This is a genomic window from Polaromonas sp., assembly GCF_016185115.1.
Lineage (GTDB): Bacteria > Pseudomonadota > Gammaproteobacteria > Burkholderiales > Burkholderiaceae_C > Polaromonas.
Window position 1 is genome coordinate 371,031 of sequence record NZ_JACPOF010000017.1, and the last position, 12,746, is coordinate 383,776.

The 12,746-nt window shown below is 57.6% G+C and carries 11 protein-coding genes and 1 tRNA gene; 8 read left to right on the top strand and 4 right to left on the bottom strand.

Going from position 1 to position 12,746, the window contains the following annotated elements; all coding sequences use genetic code 11:
- Positions 1-2: 2 nt before the first annotated feature.
- From HYX42_RS11925 to HYX42_RS11955, 7 genes are all read left to right on the top strand, one after another.
- Complete coding sequence (locus tag HYX42_RS11925) at positions 3-866, top strand: CheR family methyltransferase (protein WP_293403177.1); 864 nt, start codon at positions 3-5, stop codon at positions 864-866.
- 3 nt (positions 867-869) lie between these two features.
- The gene (locus tag HYX42_RS11930) at positions 870-1,517 is read left to right on the top strand and encodes a chemotaxis protein CheB (protein WP_293403179.1); all 648 of its coding nucleotides are present in this window, start codon (positions 870-872) and stop codon (positions 1,515-1,517) included.
- A 232-nt stretch (positions 1,518-1,749) separates the two neighbouring features.
- On the top strand, positions 1,750-2,952 hold the full coding sequence (locus HYX42_RS11935) for a hybrid sensor histidine kinase/response regulator (protein ID WP_293403181.1): 1,203 nt from the start codon (positions 1,750-1,752) through the stop codon (positions 2,950-2,952).
- A 72-nt stretch (positions 2,953-3,024) separates the two neighbouring features.
- Positions 3,025-4,129, top strand: a protein-coding gene (gene prfB, locus HYX42_RS11940) for a peptide chain release factor 2 (RefSeq protein ID WP_293403183.1) whose coding sequence is annotated in 2 segments (ribosomal slippage) — positions 3,025-3,105 and positions 3,107-4,129 — 1,104 coding nt in all. Because the reading frame shifts where the segments join, the coding sequence is not laid out codon by codon here.
- Positions 4,130-4,195: 66 nt separating this feature from the next.
- Positions 4,196-6,907: an aminopeptidase N gene (pepN, locus tag HYX42_RS11945; protein ID WP_293403185.1), complete on the top strand. Its 2,712-nt coding sequence runs from the start codon at positions 4,196-4,198 to the stop codon at positions 6,905-6,907.
- Positions 6,908-6,936: 29 nt separating this feature from the next.
- Positions 6,937-7,956 carry a class 1 fructose-bisphosphatase gene (locus tag HYX42_RS11950; protein WP_293403187.1) on the top strand — a complete coding sequence of 340 codons (1,020 nt, stop codon included), beginning with the start codon at positions 6,937-6,939 and terminating at the stop codon, positions 7,954-7,956.
- A 24-nt stretch (positions 7,957-7,980) separates the two neighbouring features.
- A tRNA-Thr gene (locus HYX42_RS11955) sits at positions 7,981-8,056 on the top strand.
- A 97-nt stretch (positions 8,057-8,153) separates the two neighbouring features.
- Here HYX42_RS11955 and HYX42_RS11960 read toward each other — a convergent pair.
- The 4 genes from HYX42_RS11960 to HYX42_RS11975 form a co-directional block, all read right to left on the bottom strand.
- Positions 8,154-8,534 (bottom strand): hypothetical protein, encoded by a 381-nt coding sequence (locus tag HYX42_RS11960; RefSeq protein ID WP_293403189.1) that lies wholly within the window; start codon positions 8,532-8,534, stop codon positions 8,154-8,156.
- 18 nt (positions 8,535-8,552) lie between these two features.
- Positions 8,553-9,572: a site-specific integrase gene (locus HYX42_RS11965; RefSeq protein WP_293403191.1), complete on the bottom strand. Its 1,020-nt coding sequence runs from the start codon at positions 9,570-9,572 to the stop codon at positions 8,553-8,555.
- Positions 9,569-9,940 (bottom strand): hypothetical protein, encoded by a 372-nt coding sequence (locus HYX42_RS11970; RefSeq protein ID WP_293403193.1) that lies wholly within the window; start codon positions 9,938-9,940, stop codon positions 9,569-9,571. The genes HYX42_RS11965 and HYX42_RS11970 overlap by 4 nt, the downstream gene beginning before the upstream one ends.
- A 1,211-nt stretch (positions 9,941-11,151) precedes the next feature.
- Positions 11,152-12,012 (bottom strand): hypothetical protein, encoded by an 861-nt coding sequence (locus tag HYX42_RS11975; protein ID WP_293403195.1) that lies wholly within the window; start codon positions 12,010-12,012, stop codon positions 11,152-11,154.
- Between the two features lie 262 nt (positions 12,013-12,274).
- Here HYX42_RS11975 and HYX42_RS11980 point away from each other — a divergent pair, with 262 nt between their 5' ends.
- Positions 12,275-12,715, top strand: coding sequence for a hypothetical protein (locus HYX42_RS11980; RefSeq protein WP_293403197.1), 441 nt, complete (start codon positions 12,275-12,277; stop codon positions 12,713-12,715).
- Positions 12,716-12,746 lie beyond the last annotated feature (31 nt).

A 12,746-nucleotide genomic window follows, 5' to 3' on the forward strand; every position in this document is an offset into this window, starting at 1 on the left:
ACATGCCCACTGAAAAACCCCTGCCGGTGCCCTCGCATGCGGGCGATGCGCAGGCCTCCAGCGTGGCCATCGAACTGCGTCTGCTGATGGAGGCGATTTACCTGCGTTACAGCTACGACTTCCGTGATTACGCAGGCGCCTCGCAAAAGCGGCGTGTGCTGCATGCGCTGTCGCAGTTTGATTGCCCGACGATTTCGGAGCTGCAATCGCGCGTATTGCATGACCCCGACATGTTCACGCAACTTCTGCAGTACCTGACGATACCGGTCAGCGAGATGTTTCGTGACCCGGGGTTCTTCCTGGCGCTGCGCGAAAAGGTGATCCCGCACCTGGCCACCTACCCGTCCATCAAGATCTGGATAGCCGGCTGCAGCACGGGTGAAGAGGTGTATTCGCTGGCGATATTGCTGCGCGAAGAGGGCCTGCTCGACCGCTCCCTGATCTACGCCACGGACATCAACCCCACATCGCTTGACAAGGCCAGGCAGGGCATTTTTTCGTTGAACAGCATCAAGGGCCATACGCTGAACTACCAGAAGGCAGGCGGCAAAAAGGCGTTTTCCGACTACTACACGGCGGCCTACAACGCAGCGGTTTTTGACAAGACCCTGCGCGAGAACATCACCTTTGCCGACCACAGCCTGGCAACCGACAGCGTGTTCTCCGAAACCCAGCTGGTGCTGTGCCGCAACGTGCTGATCTACTTCAACAAGGCACTGCAGGACCGCGCCTTCGGGCTGTTCCATGAATCCCTCAGCAACCGTGGTTTTCTGGGGCTGGGCAGCAAGGAGAGCATCGATTTTTCGTCCTATGCCACCCGCTTTGAAGCGTTCGACAAACCCGAGCGCATCTTCCGCAAGAGATAAATGATGAGCGGCAGCGCAGACAGTCTGGACAGCATCATGGCCGCCACGGCAGGCCGGCGGTTTGAGGCCATCGTAATCGGTGCGTCGGCCGGCGGCGTGAATGCACTGCTGGGCCTGCTGTCGGGCCTGCCCGCCACCTTCAGGCTGCCCGTCGTGACGGTGCTGCACCTGCCGGATGACCGCGAAAGCCACCTGGCAGAAATATTCCAGAACCGCTCGTCCATCGCCGTGCGTGAAGCCAGAGACAAGGCGGGCGTCGAACCGGCAACACTTTATTTTGCCGGCGCGGGCTATCACCTGTCGATTGAGCATGACCGCAGCTTCTCGCTCAGCGGTGAGGAGCCGGTTCACTTTTCCCGCCCGTCCATCGACCTGCTGATGGCGTCGGCGGCCGATGTGTATGGTGACTCGCTCGCAGGCATCCTGCTGACCGGCGCCAACTATGACGGCGCCAACGGGCTGGCCAGGATTCGCGAACAAGGCGGCCTGACGGTGGTCCAGGACCCGGCAGAAGCCCAGGTCGCCACCATGCCGGAAGCCGCCATCCGCAAGCTGCAACCCGATCTGATACTCAGGCTGGACGCCATACGCCAGCTGATCCTTCAAATGGATAGGGCCTGTTCAAACTATTTTCAGGGAGATGCGTTGTGAATCCAAAAGGCTGTGCGCAAGGCGCAAAACGCTGCCGGGGCAGCCCCCGGCAAGGCTTTGCAACGCCGCGCACGACCTTTTGGATCACAACCCTTCGGGAACGGGGTGAAAACAGCGCCCTTCGGCGCTGCACTCCCAGGCAAGGCAGCGGCCTTGCCGTCGTCGTGCGCCTTGACGGGCGCTGTTTTCACCGCGTTCGCACTCCTGAAGATAATTTGAACAGGCCCTACCCATGACCGACAAGAGCGCCAATATCCTCATCGTTGACGACCTGCCCGAGAACCTGCTCGCGCTCAATGCCCTGATACGGCAGGACGACCGCACCATTTACCAGGCCTCGTCCGGCGAAGAGGCGCTGGCGCTGCTGCTCGACAACGAATTTGCCATGGCGATTCTGGATGTGCAGATGCCCGGCATGAACGGATTTGAACTCGCAGAACTCATGCGCGGCACCGAAAAAACGCGCAACATCCCCATCGTGTTTGTCAGCGCGGCAGGCAAGGAGCTGAACTACGCCTTCAAGGGCTATGAAACCGGGGCGGTCGACTTCCTCTACAAACCGCTGGATATCGATGCTGTCAGGAGCAAGGTCAATGTGTTTGTCGAGCTGTACAAGCAGCGCAACGAAAGCCGCAGGCAGGTCGAGGCTCTTGAAAAAAGCCGGCAGGAGCAGGAGGTGCTGCTGCGTGAGCTGCAGGTGACCCAGGGCGAGCTGCAAAATGCCGTGCGCATGCGCGACGACTTCATGTCCATGGTGGCGCATGAACTGCGTACACCGCTGAACACGCTGTTTCTGGAAGCCCAGCTGCGCAAGATGCAGCTTGACCGGGGCAACACGACCCTGTTTGACGCAGCCTACCTGCAGAAGATGGTGGCGCGCGACCAGCGGCAGATACAAAGCATGGTGCGGCTGATTGACGACATGCTGGATGTCTCACGCATACGCAGCAACCGCCTGTCGATTCGCCCCAGCCAGGTTGATCTGCAGGCCCTGCTGGCCAGGGTGGTCTCCAACCTGTCCAACCAGGCGAGTTCCGCGGGCAGCACCATCACGCTGGAGCCGGGCGAGCCGGCGACAGGCACATGGGACGAGTTCCGCATCGAGCAGGTGGTCATCAACCTGCTGACCAACGCGCTGCGTTACGGCAAGGGGAAACCTGTCACCGTCAGCACCGCCGGCGTGCCCGGGGGGGTATGCATCAAGGTCCGCGACCAGGGCATGGGCATCTCCGAAGAAGACCAGAAACGCATTTTTGAGCAGTTTGAGCGCGCCAACGGCAACGACGGCACAGGCGGCCTGGGCCTGGGGTTGTTCATCACCCAGCAACTGGTCGAAGCCCACGGCGGGCACATCGGCGTTGAAAGCCGCGCCGGTGAAGGTGCCACCTTCATGATCACCCTGCCCTTCACCCCGCCGGAAGCCCCTGCGGCGTAACAGGACACCCCGGGAAAGACTGGCCTTCAGACGTGAGAAAATAGCGGGTTGAACTTACAGGACACCTTTCTCATGGACGCAGAACACATCAACACCATCGGCAACCAGCTCGCGGACCTGAGCAACCGCGTCCATGAACTTCGGGGGTATCTTTGACTACCCTGCCAAAGAACGAAAACTGAACGAAGTCAACGCCGCGCTGGAAGACCCCAAGGTCTGGGACAACCCCAAGCGCGCACAGGAACTCGGCAAGGAAAAAAAGTCACTTGAAGACGTAGTGCACGTCATTGACCGCCTGACCTCGGAGCTGGCCGACAACACCGAGCTCTTCGAGATGTCGAAAGCCGAGGGCGATGAAGCCGGCATGCAGGCCATTGAAGGCGAAGCGGCCCAGGTGGCCACCGAAGTCGAAAAAATGGAATTCCGCCGGATGTTCAACAACCCGGCCGACCCCCTGCCCTGCTTCCTGGACATCCAGGCCGGCGCCGGCGGTACCGAAGCCTGCGACTGGGCCAGCATGCTGCTGCGCCAGTACCTCAAGTACGCAGAACGCAAGGGTTTCAAGACCACGATTGAAGACGAAACGCCGGGCGACACTGCCGGCATCAAGGGCGCGACCATCAAGATCGAGGGCGAATACGCTTTCGGCCTGCTGCGCACCGAAACCGGCGTGCACCGCCTGGTGCGCAAGTCACCGTTCGACTCGTCGGGTAGCCGCCACACCTCGTTTGCGTCGGTATTTGTCTACCCTGAAATCGATGATTCCATCGAGATCGACATCAACCCGTCCGATGTGCGCACCGACACCTTCCGCGCCAGCGGTGCGGGCGGCCAGCACATCAACAAGACCGATTCAGCCGTGCGCCTGACCCACATCCCCACCGGTATCGTGGTGCAGTGCCAGGACGGCCGCAGCCAGCACAGCAACCGCGATGTGGCGTGGAAGCGCCTGCGCTCGCGCCTGTATGACTTCGAGCTGCGCAAGCAGCAGGAAGCCCAGCAAAAGCTGGAAGACACCAAGACCGACGTGGGCTGGGGCCACCAGATTCGCAGTTATGTGCTGGACAACAGCCGCATCAAGGATTTGCGCACCAACTACGAAACGTCTGCCACGCAGAAGGTGCTTGATGGCGACCTTGACCAGTTTATTGAAGCGTCGCTCAAGCAGGGCGTGTAAGCGGCATTTCGCCAACAGCAGTTACCAGCAGCACCCGCCGCGAAAACAGAGATTCAGGAAATGACCATGTTGCAAAAGATAGATGCCAGTGGCGCCGGGCAAACCCCGTCGGTGACCATCAACCGCGCCGACTACACCGCCCCGGCCTACTGGATTGACACGGTAGAGCTGTGTTTTGACCTGGACGCCACCAAGACCCGCGTGCTCAACCGCATGAAGCTGCGCCGCAATGCAGACCTGCCGGTGCAGCCGCTCAAGCTGGATGGCGACGAGCTCAACCTGGCACGCGTGCTGGTCAACGGCCAGGGCACATCGTTTCGCATGGAAGGCAGCCAGCTGGTGCTGGACAACCTGCCCGACGAGTTCGAACTCGAAATTTTCACCACCACCAACCCGTCAAAAAACACCAAGCTGATGGGCCTGTACGTCAGCAATGACTCCTTCTTCACGCAGTGTGAGGCAGAGGGTTTCAGGCGCATCACCTACTTCCTGGATCGCCCTGACGTGATGGCCATGTACACCGTCACCCTGCGCGCAGACAAGGCGAAGTACCCCGTGCTGCTGTCGAACGGCAACCTGGTTGACAGTGGTGACCTTGAAGAAGGCCGCCACTTTGCCAAGTGGGTTGACCCGCACAAAAAGCCGAGCTACCTGTTCGCACTGGTGGCGGGCCAGCTGGTCTGCCGTGAGCAGCGCATCACTTCGCGTGCCGGAAATGAGCACACGCTGCAAGTCTATGTACGCCCGGGTGACCTCGACAAGACCGAGCACGCCATGGTGTCGCTGATGCACTCTGTCGCATGGGACGAAGCGCGTTTTGGCCTGAGCCTGGATCTTGAACGTTTCATGATCGTCGCCACCAGCGACTTCAACATGGGCGCGATGGAGAACAAGGGCCTGAACATCTTCAACACAAAGTACGTGCTGGCCAACCAGGCCACAGCCACCGATGCCGATTTTTCAAACATCGAGAGCGTGGTCGGCCACGAATACTTTCACAACTGGACGGGCGACCGCGTCACCTGCCGCGACTGGTTCCAGCTGTCGCTGAAAGAAGGCCTGACGGTTTTCCGTGACCAGGAGTTCTCGCAAGACCTCTGCGGCGAAGCCTCTGCACGTGCCGTCAAGCGCATTGAAGATGTGCGCGTCTTGCGCACCGCACAGTTCCCCGAAGACGCGGGCCCCATGTCGCACCCGGTGCGGCCTGACAGCTACGTGGAAATCAGCAACTTCTACACCGTCACGATTTACGAAAAAGGCGCCGAAGTTGTTCGCATGATGCAGACCCTCGTAGGCAGGGACGGTTTTGCAAAAGGCATGACGCTGTACTTCGAACGCCATGACGGCCATGCCGTGACCTGTGACGATTTTGCGCAGGCGATTGCAGATGCCAACCCGGCATCGGAACTGGCGCGCCTGCTGCCGCAGTTCAAGCGCTGGTACAGCCAGGCCGGCACACCACGCGTGCATGCCAAGGGCGTTTACGACGCAGCCGCTGCAAGCTACACCCTGACACTTGAGCAAAGCTGCGCACCGACCACGGGCCAGCCCACCAAGGAAGCATTTGTCATCCCTGTCGGCGTGGGCCTGATAGGCGCTGACGGCAAAGACCTGCCACTGCAATTGCAGGGCGAGGCAGAGGCCTCTGGGTCGGGCACACGCACGCTGGTGCTCACGCAGGCCAGCGAGAGTTTTGTGTTTACCGGCGTCAACGCAGAACCCGTGCCTTCGATACTGCGCGGCTTCACGGCGCCTGTGGTGCTGGAGTTCGACTACACCGATGCGCAGCTGCTGCACATCCTGGCGCACGACAGCGACCCCTTCAACCGCTGGGAAGCCGGCCAGCGCCTGGCCGTGCAACGCGCTATCACCGCCATCAAGGCCATGGCCTCGGGTGCAGCGCCTGCGGCAGTGCTTGACGAGGCCTACATTGGCGCGATGCGACAGGTGCTGGCACATCCCAATCTTGATTCGGCGTTCAAGGAACTCGTCCTTACCCTGCCGTCTGAAACCTATCTGGCAGAACAGCTTGATGTCGTTGATCCGCAGCACATTCACGCGGTGCGTGAAGCCATGCGCCAGCAACTTGCCACCGCACTGCAGGCCGAATGGGAAACCGTTTACAACGCCAACCAGGATACGGGCGGCTATACCCCCGATGCGGTGTCATCGGGCAAACGCGCACTCGCAGGCATGGCATTGACACACCTGTGCCTGGCAGCCAATGCCAGCGGCGACCCGGTGTGGCCAGGCAAGACACTGCAGCGCTTCAAGGATGCGGGCAACATGACAGACCGCTTCAATGCACTGACCGCGTTGGTGTCCAGCGGTCACCCATTGGCAGCCAAAGCCCTGCCCCTCTTTCACGCCATGTTCAAGGATGAAGCACTCGTCATCGACAAATGGTTTGGCCTGCAGGCCGGCGCGCCTGACCGCAACGGCAACATCCTGCCAGCCGTCAAGCAGCTCATGAAGCACAGCGACTTCAGCCTGAAGAACCCCAACCGCGCGCGCAGTGTGATCAGCACCTTCGCAGGCAATCCGGCGGCATTTCACCGCCCTGATGCCGCAGGTTATGTGTTCTGGAGCGAACGTGTCATTGAACTCGACGCCATGAACCCGCAAGTCGCCGCACGCCTGGCGCGCGCGCTTGACCGCTGGAAGAAACTGGCAGAACCTTACCGCAGCGCTGCACGTGAAGCCATCAGCCGTGTCGCGGCCAAGGGCGACCTGAGCAAGGACACGCATGAGGTTGTCACGCGCGCACTGGCCGACTGACCGCAACAAGAAACACCGACGGAATACATATGACCCAAAAAATATCCCTGACCCGTTACCTCGTCGAGCAGCAACGACTGGACGGCCATATACCGTCGCAGCTGCGCCTGCTGCTTGAAGTGGTCGCGCGTGCCTGCAAAAGCATTAGCCAGGCCGTCAACAAGGGCGCACTCGGCGGTGTGCTCGGCACTGCCAGCAGTGAAAACGTGCAAGGCGAAGTGCAGAAGAAGCTCGACATCATTGCCAACGAAGTGCTGATCGAAGCCAACGAATGGGGCGGCCACCTGGCGGCCATGGCGTCGGAAGAAATGGAAGGCATTTATGTGGTGCCCAACCGTTACCCCCAGGGCGAATACCTGCTGCTGTTTGACCCACTTGATGGCTCCAGCAACATCGATGTAAATGTCAGCATTGGCACCATCTTCAGCGTGCTGAAAATGCCCGAAGGCGACCGCGGCGTTGATGAAAGCGACTTTCTGCAGCCAGGCAGCAAACAGGTGGCGGCAGGCTATTGCGTCTACGGCCCGCAAACCACGCTGGTGCTGACTGTGGGCGATGGCGTGGCCATGTTCACACTCGACCGCGAGCAGGGTTCATTTGTGCTGACTGAAGAGAACGTGCAGATTCCTGAGGACACCAAAGAGTTCGCCATCAACATGAGCAACATGCGCCACTGGGACGAACCGGTCAAGCGCTACATCGACGAATGCCTGCAGGGGAAAGATGGCCCGCGCGGCAAGGACTTCAACATGCGCTGGATCGCATCGATGGTGGCAGACGTGCACCGCATCCTGACCCGCGGCGGCGTCTTCATGTACCCCTGGGACAAACGCGAGCCCGAAAAGCCAGGCAAGCTGCGCCTGATGTACGAAGCCAACCCCATGAGCTGGCTGGTCGAGCAGGCCGGCGGCGCCGCCACCAACGGCAGGCAGCGCATTCTTGATCTTCAGCCCGGCAAGCTGCACGAGCGTGTGAGTGTGGTGCTGGGCTCGAAGAATGAGGTGGAGCGGATTACCCGTTACCACCTCGATGCCAAGGCCGGGCTATAATCCAAGGCTGGTTTTCAAAACAACGCCGGTGTAGCTCAGTCGGTAGAGCAGCTCATTCGTAATGAGAAGGTCGGGTGTTCGATTCATCTCTCCGGCACCATTCGTAAAAGGCCCCTAACTGTCATGGTTAGGGGCTTTTTCACGTAGTCAATTCGTAACCGACAGCTAATTATGATCCCAAAGGCATCGAAGGACGCCTATCGGCTTTGCAAAACCTTTTCTAAATCCTCAGCCGTGTAGGACTCGCCTGTATCCAATTGGGTGATGGATACAGTCTTTCGAAATGCGTAGCTCCTCATTGCATTTATGTCGTAATTCCACACCTCGTAAAACCCCGGAACAGCCGACAAACCGATGATGCCAATCACTACGGAGTAGGTCTCTCCTTCCGCTGCACCAACCCATGTAGAAATATATTCAAGTTGCTGAGTGGGCTTGCCAACTGTAAGTTTTCGCCCGTCCTCAAGGGTATGCCTTGTGCTGCCATCCGGGAGAGCTTCGGAGTGAATGGGCTTTCCGTTTGGCCACTGGTGACCGCTACTCAAGCCAATGGAAATATTTACTCCGAATTGGGACATGCTATGGAAGACCTTGATCTAAGGGGAAACGCTGGAATTTTCCATAAATAAGTCTAGCCTACCTGCCGCAAATTGCAGCCCCTCTGGAGCAACATGTGCATACCGCTCAACCATAGACTGAGTTTTCCAGCCTCCCAAGCGTTGCAGCTCATGCGTTGGAGTACCCGCCTCCCTATGCCACGTTGCAAACGTATGGCGCAGGTCATGCCAGCGAAAATCCTCTATGCCAGCACGCCTTAAAGCGTTGCGCCACGCCTTCGTGTTGACCTGGACAATTGGCCGCCCTTCGTATGTGAAAACATGCGTTGGATGATCACCCTGCCGACGAACCAACACTTGCAACGCCATCTCATTGAGCGGCACAGCGTGAGGCTTGCCGTTCTTATGATGTTCAGCGGCAACCCACAAATGCCGACGCTCAAGGCTTATTTGCTTCCATTGCAATTGCGTTACGTTAGCCTGCCGCAAGCCGGTTGCCACTGAAAATCGAGTCATCTCCGCAAGGTGCTCAGGAAGCTCAGCCAACAGGCTTTTGAACTCTGGCAAGGTGAGAGCCCGGATACGCCCTGCCTTATCGCGCAGCATTCCGACCTTGGGCACGCGGTCCAACCACTCCCAATCGAAACAGGCACGCCGCAGAACAGAGCGAACAAACGCCATATATCGATTGACAGTGCCGGGCGTTACGCCCTTTGACCTCAGCATCTTCACATGCTCCAGAAGCGTCCTATTGACGTCCTGCAGATCTTTCCCGCCAAGGTGAGGGGCAAACCACTTGACCATTGATTTATCCCACTCATGGGTTTTCTTGTCAGCAGTCTCAGCGAGAAATCGTTCGCAGGCCTCCTCCCATGTGTGGGTAGCCTTCACGCCTAGTCGGTCCTGATCCCAACGCTCAGACTGCATACGATCATGCAGCTGTTTTGCCTTTCGACGATTGGCGGTGCCAGTGCTTTGCTGCAATGGCTTGAGCTCACCTTTAATTGGCGCGAACCTCACCCAAAAATATGGTGAGTCGGTGCGTTGATAAAGGGTCATTTGCGCCGCCCCTTGCCCTGCGAACTAGACGCTACAACCGCCAGGACACGGGACACCTGCGCGTTAGACATAACCTCCAAATCAGGAGCTTCAGGCACCGACACACCCGCTACATGCAATTCCGAAGCAACTACAGACCGCACACCCCCGAGTAACAACAGCGTCTGAGAAATCATCGCAACAGGCTCGCGCCTTTTATCACGCACCAAGCCCACAAGACAGGAGTCCAGCGCCTCTGAAACCAGATCAAAAGCCTCAACAAGCTTCAGCACATCGCCTCTCAGCTGAGGGTCGTTACCGGGGTCTGAGGCGGCAAACTGCCCCGATGAAGCAGCCCGAATTTTTCCCGTTCCTTTGATGGCCTTCATGGTGCGGCCACCGTTTCACATGATGGAAGACCGTCGTTTACCCCCGTGTTACTCGGGGGGGTATGAAATCCGGGTCGGGGGCACTGAGCGTCGGCTGCGCCGCCGCAAGGCGACCCCGCCCCCAGCTGACAACCACCCTTGAGAAATACTTTTTTAGCCATACGAACTCCAAATATTTTGGATTCGCTCTGCAATGCGGCAGCGAACCCGTTGGAAGGATTCGCAAAAGCTACAGGTGCTAATGGTCGGGACTCAGGCTTAGCGCCACACGAGACAAAACGCGACCGGGCTATTTTTTGACCGGGCAGCCGTACCCGTTATTTGCAACCCGATGCTATGCGAACCCCTCACGAAATGCAAGAAAGGTCTATCAAGGCGCGATCAAAACGTGGCACCAAGGGCACAGCAGCAGCCGCGTCCAACACCATCGCCAATCGAGCTCCATAGCAAGCGGGTTCAGTCACCATGGGGCTCTGCCCCATACCCCTTCAAATTCGAATCGTTACACGTAACGAATGAGCCTGTACCCATCGCAAATACAGAGTTCGGGACGCGCCGGATGACCTGGACAACATCCACAGCAACCGAGCGCGAGTCCGCCCTATTGGTGACCACACGCGGACGAAAAAGGCGCACACGTTGCTGCATAGTTGCCGAGGCATCGCAAGCAGCGAAGGCCTCAATTGCCATTCGTTCCATGTCCCTCTGCGCCTGAGCTTGCAGAGCCAACTCACCCTCCGACGCCGCCCACATCTCACGAGCTCGCTGACTCCGCGAAAAATCCGCCAGCCATTGCCTAAAGGTCATGACAACCTCCAAACGTAGAGCTTCAAGGAGAGGGAGGCCAAAGACAGCGGCATACGACGCACCGCCAAAGGGAGCCACCAAGGGCCAGATATAGCCAGCGAAATAGACCACTGCGCGTAAGCCTTCCACCATGAAGGCAACTGCGCTAACAGGCTTTTTGAAGTTAAATTCATACGTAGTTCCGATGTAGTTAATGACTAACAAAACATCGATCTACGAATTGACAGCGCCTCTGGAGAGCTAATCCCCTACCCCTTCGTAATGAGAAGGTCGGGTGTTCGATTCATCTCTCCGGCACCAAATGAAATCCCCCTAGCTGTCATGGTTAGGGGGATTTTTCATGTGCCCAACAAGTAATCCAGCGCGGGAATACGAACTATTGAGTCTAGAAAAACGACTTTTCCCTATTTCACCTTTTCTTGTACGTAGACCTCAGGAAAGAATCTGGCTCTTATGACTACTCGCGGCGATGCTTCTCCAAAAATAATATGCAGTTGAAGTAAAAAATCAGCGATGCCAGTCTTGAATTTATTAAGTGCGGAAGCAAGGTCAGCGAAAGAAGCGCCATGGGCGAATTTCTTCGCATGGATTGCGTCGTTGTCTCGAATAGACTGAAGAAACATAAAGTCGACCCACATTGCACCACCAAGGTCTAGCTTCGCTCCCCCTGTCATGATCGGGATCCAGTTCTTGATCTTTTCTTCAAATGAGACCTTTGCGCCTTTGCTGTCGGTCAGCCTCACATCGACGACTAAAGAGTGATTCCAGATATCGACTCTGTGAGCAACATAGGATTCGATACTGGCAACTCCTTTAATAATCGCTGTATGTAGTTCATCTAGAGATGCGCCATCGATTGCCTTGTCACGTGCTCGGCAAGCGGATTCGAACTTCGATGCGTAATCCACCCCAATCGTGCCTGGGCCATCCACTTCCATCTCCGGCTCACTTCTAAAGCCTTTAGTTATGGATGCCTTTGCGTTTCCCTGACCGTCAGCGAGTATTGTCCAAGTGCTACCAATGAAGTTCTCAACGAAGGGGACGGCAGTAGTGAAAAACACCCGGCACTTTGATATAACTCTTGGCAATGGCTGACCGTTTTCTGCGAACCATTTTTCAATTGTCTTTTTTGGATGCCCCTTCATCTGTTCATATCGGCTATGGTTGCCGTGATGAATGAACGCCCAGACCATCTTCTCCGCTTCTTTAGGAGATATAACGGGACGCACAGCTAGGTCACCGTTTTTCATAGTTTCATCACTCAAGATCTACCGTTGATTATTTTTAGAGCTATCGACTGAAATTATTGAAGCTCACGGGCCCATACAAAGGGGTATGAACAAGTCTAGCCGACCAGCGGCAAATTGCAGGGCCGTCAGCCGTAACTTGCACACAACGCTGGTTTCTCATCTCGTTTCACAACTTGAACACCTTGCCACGCAGACTTAGGCCAAGGGAGTTTTACGGTACAAAAGCTTTGCGGCACAATTCCCATGTTTGCCTCCCACTCACCCTCAAGGTAAAAAAATGAACTACACAAAAATCGCTCTGGCCTTGTCAATCACCCTCTCCCTTTTCGGTTGCGCCAATATGGCCGGCGGTGCCGGCAGCGACAGCACGGTGACCGAGGCGACGGCCAAGCAGTTGTCGGGTGACGTGCCTTTGCCACCCGGTTCGGTGATCAGGCAGCAGGACACCCTGGTGATGGGTGTGGGCAACAGCTGGACGGGGCGTATCAACCTGACGATTTCTGGTGATCCGCAGGCAGTGTTCGCTTACTTCCGCGACAGCATGCCGGCTGCCGGATGGACCATGACTTCAAGCTCTTTCTCCAAGCTCAGCCTGCTGACATTCTCAAAGGGTGAGCGCGTGGCCAATGTGCAGATGCAGGCGACGAACTTTGGCGGCAATGAGGTGCTGATCACCGTCTCGCCGGTCACGCGCAACGCGCCGCCAGCACAGCGCTAAATCGCCCTGCCGCTCTGCGGCCCCCGCACAT